At 67.6% G+C, this 16,677-nt stretch carries 16 protein-coding genes; 11 read left to right on the top strand and 5 right to left on the bottom strand.

Going from position 1 to position 16,677, the window contains the following annotated elements; genetic code table 11:
• Positions 1-96: 96 nt before the first annotated feature.
• Positions 97-480, bottom strand: coding sequence for a VOC family protein (locus tag BLW05_RS26295; RefSeq protein WP_093166529.1), 384 nt, complete (start codon positions 478-480; stop codon positions 97-99).
• A 118-nt stretch (positions 481-598) separates the two neighbouring features.
• Here BLW05_RS26295 and BLW05_RS26300 point away from each other — a divergent pair, with 118 nt between their 5' ends.
• Genes BLW05_RS26300 through BLW05_RS26310 form a run of 3 tightly spaced genes read left to right on the top strand, consistent with a single transcriptional unit; the run spans position 599 to position 4,048 of the window.
• Entirely contained in the window at positions 599-1,558 is a 960-nt protein-coding gene (locus BLW05_RS26300; RefSeq protein ID WP_093166612.1) for a LysR family transcriptional regulator, read from the top strand.
• A complete protein-coding gene (locus BLW05_RS26305) occupies positions 1,555-2,013 on the top strand; it encodes a DUF2214 family protein (protein ID WP_093166530.1) in 459 nt (152 codons plus the stop codon). Before BLW05_RS26300 ends, BLW05_RS26305 begins: the two co-directional genes overlap by 4 nt.
• A gap of 4 nt (positions 2,014-2,017) precedes the next feature.
• Positions 2,018-4,048, top strand: coding sequence for a fused MFS/spermidine synthase (locus BLW05_RS26310; RefSeq protein ID WP_093166531.1), 2,031 nt, complete (start codon positions 2,018-2,020; stop codon positions 4,046-4,048).
• Between the two features lie 130 nt (positions 4,049-4,178).
• On the opposite strand, the gene BLW05_RS26315 is transcribed toward BLW05_RS26310, so the two are convergent.
• Positions 4,179-4,442 carry a hypothetical protein gene (locus BLW05_RS26315; RefSeq protein ID WP_093166532.1) on the bottom strand — a complete coding sequence of 88 codons (264 nt, stop codon included), beginning with the start codon at positions 4,440-4,442 and terminating at the stop codon, positions 4,179-4,181.
• Between the two features lie 133 nt (positions 4,443-4,575).
• On the opposite strand from BLW05_RS26315, the gene argS reads away from it, so the two are divergent.
• The 6 genes from argS (at position 4,576) to BLW05_RS26345 (ending at position 10,987) form a co-directional block, all read left to right on the top strand.
• Positions 4,576-6,249 carry an arginine--tRNA ligase gene (argS, locus tag BLW05_RS26320; protein WP_093166533.1) on the top strand — a complete coding sequence of 558 codons (1,674 nt, stop codon included), beginning with the start codon at positions 4,576-4,578 and terminating at the stop codon, positions 6,247-6,249.
• A 14-nt stretch (positions 6,250-6,263) separates the two neighbouring features.
• The gene (locus BLW05_RS26325; protein ID WP_093166534.1) at positions 6,264-7,037 is read left to right on the top strand and encodes an SPOR domain-containing protein; all 774 of its coding nucleotides are present in this window, start codon (positions 6,264-6,266) and stop codon (positions 7,035-7,037) included.
• An 82-nt stretch (positions 7,038-7,119) separates the two neighbouring features.
• Positions 7,120-7,761 carry a thiol:disulfide interchange protein DsbA/DsbL gene (locus BLW05_RS26330; protein ID WP_093166535.1) on the top strand — a complete coding sequence of 214 codons (642 nt, stop codon included), beginning with the start codon at positions 7,120-7,122 and terminating at the stop codon, positions 7,759-7,761.
• A gap of 131 nt (positions 7,762-7,892) precedes the next feature.
• Positions 7,893-8,591 (top strand): lipopolysaccharide transport periplasmic protein LptA, encoded by a 699-nt coding sequence (lptA, locus tag BLW05_RS26335; RefSeq protein ID WP_093166536.1) that lies wholly within the window; start codon positions 7,893-7,895, stop codon positions 8,589-8,591.
• Positions 8,588-9,382, top strand: coding sequence for an LPS export ABC transporter ATP-binding protein (gene lptB / locus BLW05_RS26340; protein ID WP_093166537.1), 795 nt, complete (start codon positions 8,588-8,590; stop codon positions 9,380-9,382). The genes lptA and lptB overlap by 4 nt, the downstream gene beginning before the upstream one ends.
• 21 nt (positions 9,383-9,403) lie before the next feature.
• Positions 9,404-10,987, top strand: coding sequence for an RNA polymerase factor sigma-54 (locus tag BLW05_RS26345; protein ID WP_093166538.1), 1,584 nt, complete (start codon positions 9,404-9,406; stop codon positions 10,985-10,987).
• Between the two features lie 50 nt (positions 10,988-11,037).
• Here the strand turns inward: BLW05_RS26345 and BLW05_RS26350 are convergent, their stop codons facing one another.
• The gene (locus tag BLW05_RS26350; RefSeq protein ID WP_256330506.1) at positions 11,038-11,556 is read right to left on the bottom strand and encodes a YceI family protein; all 519 of its coding nucleotides are present in this window, start codon (positions 11,554-11,556) and stop codon (positions 11,038-11,040) included.
• A 135-nt stretch (positions 11,557-11,691) separates the two neighbouring features.
• Positions 11,692-13,467 carry a hybrid sensor histidine kinase/response regulator gene (locus BLW05_RS26355; protein WP_093166540.1) on the bottom strand — a complete coding sequence of 592 codons (1,776 nt, stop codon included), beginning with the start codon at positions 13,465-13,467 and terminating at the stop codon, positions 11,692-11,694.
• A gap of 52 nt (positions 13,468-13,519) precedes the next feature.
• On the opposite strand from BLW05_RS26355, the gene BLW05_RS26360 reads away from it, so the two are divergent.
• The gene (locus tag BLW05_RS26360; RefSeq protein WP_093166541.1) at positions 13,520-14,794 is read left to right on the top strand and encodes a THUMP domain-containing class I SAM-dependent RNA methyltransferase; all 1,275 of its coding nucleotides are present in this window, start codon (positions 13,520-13,522) and stop codon (positions 14,792-14,794) included.
• Here BLW05_RS26360 and BLW05_RS26365 read toward each other — a convergent pair.
• The gene (locus BLW05_RS26365; RefSeq protein ID WP_093166542.1) at positions 14,785-15,816 is read right to left on the bottom strand and encodes a methionine synthase; all 1,032 of its coding nucleotides are present in this window, start codon (positions 15,814-15,816) and stop codon (positions 14,785-14,787) included. The genes BLW05_RS26360 and BLW05_RS26365 overlap by 10 nt on opposite strands.
• A gap of 145 nt (positions 15,817-15,961) precedes the next feature.
• On the opposite strand from BLW05_RS26365, the gene BLW05_RS26370 reads away from it, so the two are divergent.
• Positions 15,962-16,666 (top strand): glutathione S-transferase N-terminal domain-containing protein, encoded by a 705-nt coding sequence (locus tag BLW05_RS26370; protein WP_093166543.1) that lies wholly within the window; start codon positions 15,962-15,964, stop codon positions 16,664-16,666.
• Positions 16,667-16,677: the final 11 nt, after the last annotated feature.

Consider the following 16,677-nt stretch of genomic DNA (forward strand, 5'->3'; position numbering starts at 1 on the left):
AGCCAGGAACCCCGCGGAACCGGCTTCGCCGGGCCGCCAGGGTTGCCCCCGGAAGGGGGTGGAGAGCGACACGAAGTGCGCGAGCCTGGGGGTGAGTCAAATGTCTTCGTGGAGGCAGAGGATGTTGCCTTCGGGGTCCTCGAACCACGCCGCCTTTTCCGAGCCGAGCACGCAGACGTGCTCGACGGTCTTTAGCCCGGGCAGGTCATAGTCCGCGAAGCGCACACCCCGCTTCTCGAGCGCGGCCACCGACTCCGCGATGTGATCGACGCGGAAGCTCACCGCCGTGTGCTCCGCTTTCGTCCCTTCGGGCTTCGGAAAGAGCGCCAGCTCGGTGCCGCCGCAGCGGTAGATGAACTTGCCATCCGGCTTGGCGCCGAGCGGCTCCAGGCCCAGCGCGTCTTCATAGAACCTGCGCGCGCGATCAAGGTCCTTCACGGGCAACATGCACGTGACGCTGCTTGCGGAAAGTGGGTTCATGGCGTGCTCCGGAGGGTTTCCGAAGCCTTCCTTTCTAGGCCGATCGCGCCTTGAACGCAATGCCGGCGGTGCGATCGGATGCTGCGGGCGCATGCAAGCAGGCATCATTGGCGCCGCCATGGACAGACTCAAGCAACTCGAATCCTTCGTCTCGATCGCCACACGGGGCAGTCTCACCGCGGCGGCCAAGGCGGAGGGCGTCGCGCCCGCCATCGTCGGGCGGCGCATCGATGGGCTCGAAGAGCGGCTGGGCGTCAAGCTGCTGGTGCGCACCACGCGGCGCATCACGCTCACGCACGAGGGAAGCGCGTTCCTGGAGGATTGCCAGCGCCTGTTGACCGAGCTCGCGAATGCCGAGGCGAGCGTGAGCGCCGGCGGTGTCAAGGCCAGCGGCCACCTGCGCGTGACCGCCCCGGCGGGCTTCGGGCGCAGGCATGTCGCGCCGCTGGTGCCGCGCTTTCACGAGCTGCATCCGGAAGTGACCCTCTCGCTCAACCTGAGCGACCGCGTGATCGACGTGGCCGGCGAGAACTTCGACTGCGCGGTGCGCGTCGGCGACCTGCCCGATTCATCGCTGGTGAGCGTTCGCCTCGCCGACAACCGGCGCCGCTGTGTGGCGACGCCCGAGTTCGTCCGCCGCCACGGCGCGCCGAAGCATCCGTCGGAGCTGTCGCGCTTCGATTGCCTGAGCCTGTCGAGCGACGCCTCGCAGACGCGAGGCTGGGCGTTTCGCGTGCCGACCGCCAACGGCGAGCACGAGGTGATCCACCTCAAGCCCTCGGGGCCGCTCGACTGCTCGGATGGCCAGGTGCTGCACGACTGGTGCCTCGCCGGGCACGGCATCGCGTGGCGCAGCACCTGGGAGGTCGAAGCCGAGATCGACGCTGGCCTGCTGGTGCCGCTGCTCGACGATTTCGCCGCGCCCCCGAACGGCATCTATGCGGTCTTCCCCCAGCGCAAGCACCTGCCGCTGCGCGTGCGGCTCTGGCTCGACTTTCTGAAGGCGCACTATGCGCGGCCGGAGTTCTGGGGCGGCACAATCAATGCGCCATCGACAACCGAGGAATCCCACCGATGACGCTCGAAGCCATCCTTGCGTACCTGCACATCCTGGCCATCCTGACGATGGTCGTCTTCATTTCCAGCGAGGCGGCGTTGTGCCGGGCCGAGTGGATGAATGCGGCGGTGGTCGAGCGGCTCGCCCGGGTCGACATGGTCTATGGCATTGCGGCCATCGCCGTGCTCGCGACCGGCGTGGCGCGCACCTGGTGGGGCATGAAGGGCACGACGTGGTACTGGACCAACCCGTTGCTGCACCTGAAGCTGACGCTCTTCATCATCGTCGGCCTGCTGTCGATCAGGCCGACGATGACCTACTCGCGCTGGCGCAAGGCGCTGCGTTCGAGCGGCACGCTGCCGGCCGAGGCCGAGGTGCGCAAGACGCGCAAGCAGTTGATGGTCCAGGCGCACATCATTGCGCTGATTCCGCTGGCCGCCGTGTTCCTCGCGCGCGGCTTCGGCGCCAGGAGCTAGCGCGATGTCGCCGGCGACTTCCCGGGGGCTGTTCGCCGGCACCATCTTCACCAGCGCCTTCCTGCTGTTTCTCGTCCAGCCGCTGATCGCCAAGCAGATCCTGCCGTGGTTCGGCGGATCGGCGGCGGTGTGGTCGATCTGCATGGTGTTCTTCCAGGTCGTGCTGCTGGCGGGCTATGCGTATTCCGACTGGGTCACGCGGCGGCTGGCGTCCCGGGCACAGGCGCGGCTGCATATCGGCCTGCTGCTGGCGAGCCTCATCTTTCTGCCCATCGTGACGGATGCGCGCTGGAAGCCGACCGGCACCGAGGACCCGACGCTGTGGATCCTCGGCCTCTTGCTTGGCACGATCGGGCTGCCGTACTTCCTTCTGTCGACCACCGGTCCGCTGGTGCAGTCCTGGGTTGCGCGCACGCCCTGGGGCGCACAGGTCTACCGCTACTTCTCGTTGTCGAACTTCGCGTCGCTCGCCTCCCTGCTGGCCTATCCGGTGCTGATCGAGCCGCGCAGCTCGCTGGTCCAGCAGGCATGGGGTTGGTCGGCCGGCTATGCCGCGTTCGTGCTGTTGTGTGCGGGGACGGCGCTGCATGTCTCGCGGCGCTGGCCGGCCGGGGCGCCGGTCGTGGCGTCCAGTGCGACCGTTGCGCCATCGGCCCGGCCCGCCGCCGGCGACTACCTGATGTGGCTCGCGCTGCCGGCGCTCGGATCCTGGCTGCTGCTGGCGATCACCAACCACCTGACTCAGAACGTCGCGGCGATTCCCTTCCTCTGGGTGCTGCCGCTGTCGGTGTATCTGCTGACCTTCGTGCTGACCTTCGAGAGCGATCGCTGGTATCGCCGGGCGGTCTTCGTGCCGCTCGCCGCTGCAATGCTCGCGCTGTGCGCCTTCGGCCTGCAGGACAGCCTGGGCACCAACCTGCGGACCGCGCTGCCGATCTACGTCGTCGGGCTGTTCGCGCTGTGCATGTTCCTCCACGGCGAGATGGCACGGCTGCGGCCGGGCGGGGCGTACCTCACGCGCTTCTACCTGATGCTGTCGCTGGGCGGCGCCCTCGGCGGGGTGAGCGTCGGGCTGATCGCGCCGCACGTGCTGCCGGCCTACTACGAGCTTGGCGTGGGACTGATGCTCTGTGCGCTGATCGCAGCGGTGCTGTGGCGGCAGCGTCGCGTCGGCATGGTGGCATCACTCGGCCTGGCCGCCGCCTGCGCGTGGTTCCTGGCGCTGCAGGTGGCGGGCGATGCGTCCGGGGCGCGCCGCATGGAGCGCAACTTCTACGGGACGCTGCTCACGCTCGATACGTTTCGTGGCGATGCGAAGGAGCAGGTCCGCCAGATGTACCACGGCTCCGTCAAGCACGGCGAGCAGTACCTCGCGGCTGCGCGGCGCCGCGAGCCCACCACCTACTACGGCCGGTCATCCGGCATCGGCCTCGCGATCGAGTCGGCGCCGGCGAAAGGCCGCCGGGTCGGCCTGATCGGCCTGGGCGCCGGCACGCTGGCCGCGTATGGCCGGACCGGCGACGTCTACCGCGTCTATGAGATCAACCCCGAGGTGTTCACGCTGGCCGACAGCGAGTTCAGCTTCCTCGCCGACAGCCACGCCCGCATCGAGCGCGTGCTCGGCGACGCGCGACTGGCGCTGGAGCGCGAAAGCCCGATGTCCTTCGACGTGCTCGCGGTCGATGCCTTTTCGGGCGATTCGGTGCCGATCCACCTGATCACCTGCGAGGCGATGGACATCTACTGGAAGCACATGAAGCCGGATGGCATCGTGGCCTTCCATGTCACCAACCGCTTCCTCGCGCTCGCGCCGGTGGTCGAGCAGATCGCGCTGGAGAAGGGTCTGCATGTCGCCTTCGTGCACGACGAACCGGCCGACCCGGCGCTGCGCAACACCGATTGGGTGCTCGTCGCACGCGATCCCGACGTGCTCCAGCGCGACGCCATCCGCCGCGCGAGCTCCGACATCGCGCCGATCCCAGGCCTGCAGGCCTGGACCGACGACTACAACAACCTCTTCAGCGTGTTGAAGTAAGAGCCCCCCGACAAGCGGCCGGCGAAGACAGGCCCGTTCGGGTGAACCCCGCGGAACCGGCTTCGCCGGGCCGCCGGGGTTGCCCCCTGGAAGGGGGTGGAGAGCGACACGAAGTGCGCGAGCCTGGGGGTCAGCCTTTGGCCTCTGCCTCGCACTTCTTCATGAAGCTGTTCTTGGCGGCGCCCGCGAGCGGCTTGCCGTTCTTGTCGATCGCCTTGGTGGCGCAGGTGGCCGACATGGCCGCCTTGGCGTCTTTCTCGCACTTCTTGACGAAGCTGGTCTTGGCGGCACCGTTGAGCTTCTTGTCCGCAGCCTGGGCATCGCAGGTCTGTGCGTGTGCCACGCCGAAGGAGAGGGTGGCGCCCAGAGCCAGCAGGGAAAGGAGTTTTTTCATGATGGAGAAATCCTTGCAGATGGGTTGCGACAGGTGATCCCCCGCCGCCGGGGCTGCCCACCCTAACGGTCCATCTTGACTGTTGGATGACGTTCGTCACAGATCGTCATCCTGCCCCTCGTAAAATCCCGCGATGCTATTGGTCAAACAGGAGCTGCTCGCGGCACTCGCGAACACGCTCGAAACCCTCTCGCCCGGCGCCGGCAGCAAGGCCGCGTTCGAGTCCCCCAAGGTTGCGGCGCATGGCGACTTCGCCTGCACGGCGGCGATGCAGCTCGCCAAGCCCCTGCAGCGCAAGCCACGCGAACTTGCAGAACAGATCAGCTCGGCGCTGATGGCGACGCCGGTCTTCGCCCAGTGGGTGGACGCGATCGAGATCGCGGGCCCCGGTTTCCTCAACATCCGCCTCAAGACGGCCGCCAAGCAGCAGGTGGTGCGCGAGGTGCTCACCGCGGGCGACCACTTCGGCGAACAGCCCCAGGACGGCGAGCGGGTGCTGGTGGAATTCGTCTCGGCCAACCCGACCGGCCCGCTGCACGTCGGCCACGGCCGCCAGGCGGCGCTCGGCGACGCGATCTGCAACCTGCTCGCCACGCAGGGCCACGACGTCTATCGCGAGTTCTATTACAACGACGCCGGCGTGCAGATCCAGACGCTGGCCAACAGCACGCAACTGCGCGCCAAGGGGCTCAAGCCGGGCGACGCCGGATGGCCCGAGCAGGCCTACAACGGCGAATACATCGCCGACATCGCCGAGGACTTCAAGGCAAAGAAGACGGTGCGCTCGGACGATCGCGAATTCACCGCGAGCGGCGACGTCGAGGACATCGACTCGATCCGCCAGTTCGCCGTCGCCTATCTGCGCCACGAGCAGGACCTGGACCTCAAGGCCTTCCAGGTCCGCTTCGACAACTACTACCTCGAGTCGAGCCTCTACACCAGCGGCCGCGTCGAGGCGACGGTCAAGAAGCTCGTCGAGGCCGGCAAGACCTACGAGCAGGATGGTGCACTGTGGCTCAAGTCCACCGATTACGGTGACGACAAGGACCGTGTTATGCGCAAGGGCGACGGCACGTACACCTACTTCGTGCCCGACGTGGCCTATCACATCGCCAAGTGGGAGCGCGGCTTCCACAAGGTGGTGAACATCCAGGGCACCGACCACCACGGCACCATCGCGCGCGTGCGCGCCGGTCTTCAGGCGGCGGGTGTCGGCATTCCCGCCGGCTATCCCGACTACGTGCTGCACACGATGGTGCGCGTGATGCGCGGCGGCGAAGAGGTCAAGATCAGCAAGCGCGCCGGCAGCTACGTCACCTTGCGTGACCTGATCGAATGGACCAGCACCGACGCGGTGCGCTTCTTCCTGCTCAGCCGCAAGCCCGATACCGAATACACCTTCGACATCGACCTCGCGCTCGCGCAGAACAACGACAACCCGGTCTACTACGTGCAGTACGCGCATGCGCGCATCTGCTCGGTGCTCGCGGCCTGGGGCGGCGATGCCGCGACGCTCAAGGATGTCGACCTGTCGCCCCTGCAGAGCCCGGCCGCACAGGCGCTGCTGCTGCAGCTCGCGAAGTACCCGGCCATGCTCACCGGCGCGGCCAAGGATTTCGCGCCGCACGACGTCACCTTCTACCTGCGCGAACTGGCTGCCAGCTACCACAGCTATTACGACGCCGAGCGCATCCTGGTCGACGAGGAGCCGGTCAAGCGCGCCCGGCTCGCGCTGGTCGCTGCCACTGCGCAGGTGCTGCACAATGGCCTCGCTGTTCTCGGCGTGAGCGCGCCGCAGAAGATGTGATTTCGACCCCCACCATGAAGCAAAGACAAAGCGGCAACATCGTCATCGGCCTGATCATCGGACTGGTGCTCGGCCTGGGCGTGGCGCTCGGCATCGCGGTCTACGTGACCAAAGTGCCGATCCCGTTCATGACGAAAACCCAGCGCAGCGGCCCCGAACAGGACGAGGCCGAGGCACGCAAGAACCGCGACTGGGATCCGAACGCGCCGCTCGCGGGCAAGGCCGCGCAGCAGCCTGCGCGCCCGCCCGCGACGACCGCGAATGCGAGCCCGACGACGGCCCCGCCCCAGCCGGCGACGGCTGGGCCGCTCAACCCGCCGAGCGCGCCGGTGCCGGTCGTGGTCGCGCCGAATGCCAAGAGCACTGAATCCGCACCCGCGCGTCCGCGCACAGCGCCCGTTCCGGCAGAGGCGAACGCGACGCCGTCGAGCGATCCGCTGGGCGACCTTGCCCGGGCGCGCGCCGGCATCGGCGGCGGCAGCACGTCGACCGCCAGCGCCGGCAAGAGCGCCGGTAATAGCGCCGGTAATAGCGCTGGCACGGGCGCCGATCCGTTCATCTACTTCGTCCAGGCGGGGGCGTTCCGCACCAACGAAGACGCCGAGGCCCAGCGCGCCAAGCTCTCGTTGATGGGCGTCGAGGCCAAGGTGACCGAGCGCGAGCAGTCCGGCCGCACCGTCTACCGGGTGCGCGCGGGCCCGTTCAACAAGAAGGAAGACGCTGACCTGCTCAAGGAACGGCTCGACGGTGGCGGACTCGAGTCCGCGCTGGTCCGAGTCCAGCGTTGACCGCTGACATTTCTTTACTTCGCGTGTCCGGGGAACTCGCCCCGGAGCGCAGGCTCTTTCAGCCGCATAGGAGAACTCATTAATGAAACGTCGTGACTTTTCACTGGCCGCAGCTTCGCTGGGTCTTCTTCCGCTGGTTTCGAACGCGCAGGCGCGTATGCCGAAGGCCGGAACCGACTACATCGTGCTCGGCACGCCCATGCCGGTCGATGTACCGGCCGGCAAGGTGGAAGTGGTGGAATTCTTCTCGTACAACTGCCCGCACTGCGCCGCCTTCGAGCCGCAGCTGGAAGCCTGGGTCAAGAAGCTCCCTCCGAACGTCGTGTTCCGGCGCATCCCGGTGCCCTTCGTTGGCAACGACACCGAAGCCAAGCAGCGCATGTACTACACGCTCGAGGCCATGGGCAAGGTGGACGAATTCCAGCCGCAGATCTTCGACGCCATCCACAAGCAGCGCCAGCCGCTGTTCGGCGACGCAGCCATCCTCGCGTGGGCCGAGAAGCAGCCGGGCCTGGACGCCAAGAAGTTCGCCGAGCTTTACAAGTCCTTCTCGGTCGCCGGCAAGGCCAAGCGCGCGGCCCAGCTCACCAATGACTACCGGGTGGCCGGCGTTCCGGCGCTGGGCGTCGCCGGCCGCTGGTATGTCGACGGCGACACCGCCGGCTCGCTCGACCGTGCGCTGCAGGTCGTCGAGTACCTGATCGGCGAAGCCAAGAAGAGCTGAGCGCATTGCCCGGGACGGTCGCCGCGATCGTCCCTCCGCTTCGCAAAGCCCGCCTTGGCGGGCTTTTTCATCCTGGCCGCGAAACCGCGTCCAACGGCCGCATACAATCGTGCAGCAAGTTTCGTGCCTTTATGAATTCGCCATCCCACTTCCCCTCCCTTCGTCACCTCGGCCGCGCGGTCGTTCTGGCCCTGGCATTGGCGGGCATCGGCTCCGTCGCCCAGGCTGAAAAGGCCGACCGGGCCAAGCCGATGAACATCGAGGCGGACTCGATGCGCTACGACGACCTCAAGCAGACCAGCGTCTTCACCGGCAACGTGGTCGTCACCAAGGGCACGATCACCATCCGCGGCGAACGCATCGACGTGCGGCAGGATCCGGAGGGCTACCAGTACGGCGTGGTCACCGCCGCTCCCGGCAAACTGGCCTACTACAAGCAGAAGCGCGACGCCGGCACCGACGAATGGATCGAAGGCGAAGCCGAAACCATCGAATACGACAGCCGCGCCGACAACGTGAAGTTCATCCGCCGCGCGGTGATGCGGCGCCTGATCGGCGCGACGCCCAATGACGAAAGCAGCGGTCCGCTGATCGTCTACGACCAGAGCAACGACACCTTTACCGTCAACGGCGCCGGCCTGCCGCCGAATGCCGGGGTCGCGAGCCAGCCGAGCGGGCGCGTGCGCGCCATCCTGACGCCCAAGCCCGTCGCCCAGGCCCCGGGTTCAACCGCGGCCGGCGCCAAGACCCCGGCGCCGGCGGTCGAAACGCCTGCGCCCGGAAAGGGCCTGCGCTCCACGACCACCCTGGGCGGAGAAGCAAAGAAGTGATCGAAACCGCTGGCTTCAACGACAACGCGGATTTCACCGGCAGCCGACTCGAAGCGCGCGGCCTGCAGAAGTCCTATGGCAGCCGCAAGGTGGTCAAGGACGTGTCGCTCGGCGTGCAGAAAGGCGAAGTCGTCGGCCTGCTGGGTCCGAACGGCGCGGGCAAGACCACCTCCTTCTACATGATCGTCGGGCTGGTCCGGGCCGATGCCGGCGACATCACCATCGATGGCGAGCCGATCGCGCACATGCCGATCCATCGGCGCTCGCGCATGGGCCTGAGCTACCTGCCGCAGGAAGCCTCGATCTTCCGCAAGCTCACGGTGGAGGAGAACGTTCGCGCCGTCCTCGAACTCCAGCGCGAACCCGACGCCAACGGCCGGCCGGTGACGCTGTCGAAGCAGCGTATCGAGGAGCGCCTGGCCGAACTGCTGGCCGACCTGCGCGTCGACCACCTTCGCGACTCCCCGGCGCTGGCGCTGTCGGGCGGCGAGCGCCGCCGTGTCGAGATCGCCCGCGCACTGGCCACGCAACCGCGCTTCATCCTGCTGGACGAGCCGTTCGCGGGCATCGATCCGATCGCGGTCATCGAAATCCAGCGGATCATCAGCTTCCTGAAGGAGCGCGGCATCGGCGTGCTGATCACCGATCACAACGTGCGCGAGACGCTCGGCATCTGCGATCACGCTTTCATCATCAGCGACGGGCATGTGCTGGCGCAGGGCACACCGTCGGAGATCGTCGACAACGCCGAGGTCCGGCGCGTGTACCTCGGCGAGCACTTCCGTATGTAAGGCGGGGACTCCAGAGTCGTCATGAAACAGGGTCTCTCGCTGCGGGTTTCGCAGCATCTCGCGTTGACTCCCCAGCTCCAGCAGTCGATCCGGCTGCTGCAGCTGTCCACGCTGGAGCTCTCGCAGGAAGTCGAGCAGATGCTCGACGAAAACCCCTTTCTCGAACGCACCGTCGAGGACGCGCCGCGCGAGGAATTCGGCCTCGAAGCCGCCGACACGCCGGTGCGCGAGGACGATCGGCTCGCGGAGAGTGACGGCGACTTCGCCAGCGCCGCATCGTCTTCGCTGTCCGACACCACCACGGCGACCGGCGATGCGGAGACCGCGGTCGCGGAGGGCTTCGACGGCGAGCCCGACTGGGAGGGCGACGGCACCGTCGACCTCGCGCCGGACGACAGCGAATGGGGCAGCGACGCCCCCGCGCGCGCCAACAACCTCGGCGACGACGAGCGCGCCGACGCGACCGAACTCGCGCGCAGCCAGGAGTCTCTCCAGTCCCATCTGCACCGGCAGGCGCTGGCGCTGAGGCTGAGCGAAACCGACAGGGCTGCGTTGCGCTTTCTGATCGAATCGCTCAACGACGACGGCTACCTCGAGGATTCGCTGCCGGCGCTGGCTTCCGGATTGGCCGGCGACGACAACGACCAGTTCGACGACCTCGTGCATCACTTCCAGGTCGCGCTGGGCCTGCTCCAGAGCCTGGAGCCCGCCGGCGTCGGTGCGCGCAATCTCGGCGAATGCCTCACGATCCAGCTTCGCGCCCTCGCGCACGAGGACGAGACCGACGACGAGGAGCAGATCCGCAAGACCGCGATCGCGATCTGCAAGCAGCCGATGGAGCTGCTCGCCAAGCGCGACTTCAAGCGGCTCGCCACGCTCACCCGCAGCAATGAGGAAGAAGTCCGCGCGGCGCTGCAGCTCATCGCCAGGCTCGAGCCCAAGCCGGGCCGCCGCTTCGTGGACGTGGAGCGCAACGTCGTCATCCCCGACGTGATCGTCACGCGCGTGGGCAACGGCGGCAACGTGAAGTTCCGCGTCATGCTCAACCCCGAGGTGATGCCGCGGCTGCGCGTGCATGACATCTACGCCGGGGCGCTCAAGCAGCACAAGGGCGAGGGCAGCCAGGCGCTGTCGCAGCGCCTGCAGGAGGCTCGCTGGTTCATCAAGAACATCCAGCAGCGTTTCGACACCATCCTGCGTGTGTCCAATGCGATCGTCGAGCGGCAGAAGAACTTCTTCGTGCACGGCGAGCTCGCGATGCGCCCGCTGGTGCTGCGAGAGATCGCCGACGAGCTCGGCCTGCACGAATCGACCATCAGCCGCGTGACCACCGCCAAGTACATGGCCACGCCCTACGGCACGGTCGAGCTCAAGTACTTTTTCGGCTCCGCGCTCGGCACCGAGACCGGCGGGAACGCATCGAGTACCGCGGTGCGCGCGCTCATCAAGCAGTTCGTCACCGCCGAGGACCAGAAGAAGCCGCTGTCGGACAGCCAGATCTCCGAGATGCTCAAGGAGCAGGGCATCGAGTGCGCGCGCCGCACCGTGGCCAAGTACCGCGAAGCCTTGCGCATCGCCCCGGCGAACCTTCGCAAGGCGCTCTGAGCGCATCCTGACCTTGCGCTTTCAACGCGGTGGGGGACACGACGTCGGGTCTACTGGCTGCGGACCGCCTCGACCTGCACCAGCAGCTTCACCTTGTCCTCGAAGCCGAAGGTGGTGCCCCAGGTGATGCCCCACTGGCTGCGCTGCACCGTGGCCTCGAAGTCGCCACCGCAGGTCTGCCGGTTGATCAGCGGGCTGATGTAGCAGTTGAAGCGGACGGCCTTCAGGGTGACGGGGTGCGCCTGGCCCATCAGCGTGAGGGTGCCGTCGACCGCGGCCACCTTGTCTGCGCTGAAGCCGATCCTGTTCGACACGAAGCGACCGGTCGGAAACCGCGCCACGTCGAAGAACTCCGGGCTCTTGAGGTGCCGGTTGAGCAAATCGACGCCGGTGCTGACGGTGCCGATGTCGACCGTGATGTCGATTACGCCGCCTGTGCCGCTCGCGTCGATCCTGACCGTGCCGCCCTGGGTGCTGAAGCGGCCGCGGTTGGTGGTGGTGCCGTAGTGATCGATTTCGTAGATCACGAAGGTGTGATCCGGGTCGACGGTATAGGTCGCGCCCCGAATGGGACTGCCGCCCGGCTTGGGCGGTGGAAGGACTTCGGACGACTGCTGCGCCGCCGCGAGTGCCGCCGCGGTCGTCAGCGCGGCGAAGGCAATGAGCGGCTTGGCGGTGGCCGTGGCCGGAGCATAAGTCCGTCGTCAGCCCTGCGCCTGTAGGAGCAGCGCCCGCAGCGCCACCGGCTGGACCGGCTTGCGCAGCGCCCGCCACCCCCGCAGGCTCGCGAGGTCCTGCGTGGCATCGTCGATGTCGGCGGACACGAGCGCGATCGAGAGTGTCGGCGCGCGCCGCTGCAGTTCCTTGGCGAGCGTGATGCCGTCGATCGAGCCCGGCAGGCGGATGTCGCACAGGGCGATGTCGAAGCCCGCGAGGGTCTTCAGCGCCAGCGCCTCGACCGCGCTGCCGCACACATGCGCGCGCGCGCCCCACAGCCGCAGCAGCGCCGCCATGCTGTCGGCGACCACCGCGTTGTCTTCGATGATGAGCACCGAAAGATCGGGGCGCAGCGGCGTCGCGTCCTGTGCCGTTGCGGCGGCAGCCTCGCCGGCCAGACCCACTCCGGTGGTGATGGGCGCATCCTTCGGCGCGGCCGGCAGCTCGAATCCGAAGACCGATCCGCGCCCGGGCGCGGAGCGCAGCGTGATCTGCACGCCGAGCCGCAGGGCCAGCCGCCGCACGATCGCGAGCCCCAGGCCATGGCCGCGCTGCAGGTTCCGCTCCACATTGCCGATCTGCTCGAAATCGCCGAACACACGGTCCTGCGCCTCGGGTGCAATGCCGATGCCGGAGTCGCGCACCTCGATGCGCCATCCGCCCGCCCGCCGCCGGCAGGCCAGCAGCACGCGGCCTCGCGGCGTGAACTTGAGCGCGTTGTCCACGAGGTTGCCGAGAATGCGTCGCAGGGTGACTACATCGGTCCACACCACCGCGTCGTCCGGGCAGCGCACCCGGACCCGGCCGGTGCCGGTCTGGCGGGCCAGTTCGCTGAGCAGCGGCGCGAGCGCGATCGCGACCGGCGAGATCGGATCGGCCGCCGCCTCGATGCGCCCGATCTCGAGCAACTGGTTGGTGAGCCCCTCGAGCGCCTGCTGGGCGCGCGACAGCGCCGCCAGCGTGTTCTGCACCGTGACCTGGTCTTCGCCCGCTTCGAGCTGATGGCGCAGCACCTCGGCCTGCAGGCCCATCGCCATCACCGGCTGGCGCAGGTCGTGGTTGGCGGCCGAAAAGAAGCGCAGCCGTTCGGCCTGCGCCTGCTGCGACTGGCGCAGGCCGGCCATCGCCTGCTCGCGCAGCGTGCTTTCGTTGTGGCGCAGGCCGATGTTCTCTTCGAGCTGGCGCGCTCGTTCGCCGACCAGCCGCCACACCATGACCAGCAGCCCGATGCCGAGCAGCGCGAGCGACACCATCGCCGGCGCGCCGAAGGCCACGCCCATGGCGATCACCGGTGCGAGCAGCAGCGTGATCGCGATCTGCATCGCGGGCGCGAAGTACGACACCGAGAACACCGACGACAACGTCATCGCCATCACGACCACGCCGATCATGAGCTGGGTGGTCGGGTTCGCCGGATCGAACAGCAGGATTCCCGCGGCGCCATGCGCGCCCTCATGGATTGCGATGCGCAACGTGTGCAGGCGCAGTGCGCCAGGCAGGTTGTCGCGCGTCAGAGGACTCGGAAGGCGTTGCGGAAAGAAGGCGCGATAGCCGGTGGTGACCGCGATCAGGGTGATCCAGATCGCCGCGTTGCGCGCCGAATACTGCCATCCGAAGAGCACCGCGGCGCCGCAATCGAGCAGGAACTGCACGAGCAGCATGCTGCCGCTGGGCTGCGCGCTGAGCCGCAACACTTCGCAACGGACAGCAAATCCGTCGGCTTTGAAAGCCTCGGTCGCTGTGGGATTCGGCGAGTTGCTCATCTGCGGCTGAGTCCGAAGTAGAACAGCATCAAGACGCGGCGACAATCGCATCGTGAACGAACTCTCGCTTTTTCTCCCGTGCGCCGCGGGCGTGGAGGACTTCCTTGCACAGGAAGTCCACGCGCTCACCGGGCGCGTCGGCCAGGACCTGCTCTCGGCGCGCGGCGGCGTCCGTGTCCGGGCCGGCTGGCGCGATGCGCTCAAGCTCAACCTGCACAGCCGCCTCGCCCAGCGCGTGCTGATCGAGGTCGCGCACGCGCCCTACCGCAGCGAGAACGACCTCTACGCCATCGCGGGCGGCGTCGCCTGGGAAGTCTGGTTCACGCCGAAGCAGACTTTCAAGATCGAGACCACCGCGCAGCACAGCCCACTCCAGAGCCTCAACTTCGCCACCCTGCGCATCAAGGATGCGATCGCCGACCGCTTTCGCGCCAAGGCGGGCGGCGTGCGTCCCAGCATCGAGACGCAATGGCCGGACGTGCGGGTCTTCGCGCACCTGACGACCGAGTTCTGCACGCTGTACATCGACACCTCGGGCGAGCCGCTCTTCAAGCGCGGCTGGCGGCAGGACAAGGGTGATGCGCCACTCAAGGAAACGCTCGCCGCCGCGATGCTGGCCGCCAGCGGCTGGTGGAATCCGGAAACCGGCGAGGTCTCGCCGCAGCCGCTGTACGACCCCTGCTGCGGCAGCGGCACCATCGCGATCGAAGCGGCGCAGATCGCGACCGGCATCGCAGCCGGCTCGTCGCGGCGGTTTGGTTTCGAGAAGCTCCTGCCTTTTCAGTCCCACGTGTGGGCAGCACTGAAGGCAGAGGCCGCTCCCAGGGCCGATCGGCGGCCGACGCCGGTCTTCGGCTCCGACGTGTCGCACCGCATGGTCGATTTCGCCGAACGCAATGCCGAGCGCGCGGGTGTCGCGCAAGCGGTGCAGTTCCGCGGCGGCGATGCCTTGCAGCGGATGCCGCCGGCGGAGTCGGGGGTGATCGTGCTCAACCCGCCGTATGGAGAGCGCATCGAAGTCGGCGGCGTCGCGCGCGGACGCGCCGGCCCCTCCGGCGCGCCGGCGCGCGGACGCGAAGAGGCGCAGACCGAGGACGGCGGCGAGTTCTTCGTCCAGCTCGCCAGCCACTGGAAGAAGAACTACGCCGGCTGGACCGCGTGGGTGCTAACGCCCGACATGCAGTTGCCCAAGCGCATGCGGCTCAAGGAATCGCGCCGCGTACCGATGTGGAACGGGCCGATCGAGTGCCGGCTGTTCCGCTTCGACATGGTGGCCGGCTCGGCGCGCGAGCGAGCACCGGCGCCGCAGCCTCAGCCTCAGCCGTAGCGTTTGCGCGCGAGCGCCGAGCCATCGGCCAGCGCCTGGAGCTTTCGCAGCGCGACGTCGCGATCCATCGGCGCCATCCCGCAGTTGGTGCACGGCAGCAGCCGCTGCTTCGGCACGTACTTCAGCGCCAGTCCGATGGTGTCGGCCACCTGCTCGGGCGTCTCGACCTCGTCGCTCGCCACGTCGATCACGCCGACCATCACGTCCTTGCCGTCCAGCAGCTTCATCAGATCCGGCGGCACATGCGAATGGAAGCACTCCAGGCTGACCTGGTCGATGCGGCTCTTCGCAAGCGCCGGGAACACCGCTTCGTATTGCCGCCACTCATCGCCAAGGGTCGCCTTCCAGTCCACGTTGGCCTGGATGCCATAGCCATAGCAGATGTGAACCGCGGTGGTGCAGGTGAGCCCCTCTGCCGCGCGCTCGAGCGCCTTCACGCCCCAGTCGGCCGCGTCTTGCATGTAGACGTTGAACGCCGGCTCGTCGAACTGGATGATGTCCACCCCATCGGCCTGGAGCGCGAGCGCTTCCTGGTTCAACAGATCCGCGAACGCCATCGCCATCTTCACGCGGTCGCCGTAGAAGCGGTCGGCCACGGTGTCGACGATGGTCATGGGCCCGGGCAACGTGAACTTGATCCGGCGGGTGGCGTGCGCGCGCAGCAATCGCGCTTCGGTCGCGTGCACCCGGCCCTTGAGGCGGAGCGGCGACACCACCTGCGGCACCATCGCGTCGTAGCGGTTGTTGCGGATGCCCATCCTGACCTTGTGGTCGAAGTCGATGCCTTCGACCTGCTCCAGAAAGCCGTGCACGAAGTGCTGGCGCGACTGCTCGCCGTCGCCGATCACATCGAGGCCCGTATCTTCCTGCGCCTTGATCCACAGCAGCGTCGCGTCGGCCTTGGCCTGCGCGAGCTCGGCGCCATCGGCCTTCCATTGCGGCCAGAGCTTCCGGGTCTCGGCCAGCCAGGACGGCTTGGGCAGGCTGCCCGCGATGGTCGAGCTGAAAAGGGGACGTGACATCGTGATCCTTCCTGAAATCGGTTCGGGAGCGTACGCGAATCCCGCCGACGCACGCATCGGGCATACCTGGGCCAGAATGCAGCCCTTCCGGCCTTGAGCCGCATCGGTGGCATCCGCTGCCCACCCCCAACTTCCACCTCACGCCATGACCGATCTTTCTGCGTTCCCCATCACGAAGAAGTGGCCCGCCCAGCATCCCGACCGACTGCAGCTGTATTCGCTGCCCACGCCAAACGGCGTGAAGGTGTCGATCGCGCTGGAGGAAACCGGCCTGCCCTATGAGCCGCACCTGGTGAGCTTCGAGTCGCACGACCAGACCTCGCCGGCCTTCCTCTCGCTCAACCCCAACAACAAGATCCCCGCGATCATCGACCCGAACGGCCCCGGCGGAAAGCCGCTGCCGCTGTTCGAATCCGGCGCGATCCTCATCTATCTCGCCGACAAGACCGGCAAGCTCATGCCCAAGGATCCGGTGGCCCGCTACCAGACCATCCAGTGGCTGATGTTCCAGATGGGCGGCATCGGGCCGATGTTCGGCCAGGTCGGCTTCTTCCACAAATTCGCCGGCAAGAACTTCGACGACAAGCGCCCGCGCGACCGCTACGTCGACGAATCCAAGCGCCTGCTGCGTGTGCTCGACCAGCACCTCGAAGGCCGCCAGTGGGTGATGGGCGACGACTACACCATCGCCGACATCGCGATCTTCCCGTGGGTGCGCAACCTGGTCGGCTTCTATGGCGCGGCGGACCTCGTTGGCATCGCCGACTTCCCGCAGGTCACGCGCGTGCTGGAGGCCTTCGTCGCGCGCCCGGCGGTGATCGCCGGCCTCAACATCCCGAGCCGCGGCTGAGCATCGGCCCA

This window comes from Variovorax sp. YR216, from assembly GCF_900107745.1.
In the GTDB taxonomy this organism is placed as follows: Bacteria; Pseudomonadota; Gammaproteobacteria; order Burkholderiales; family Burkholderiaceae_C; genus Variovorax.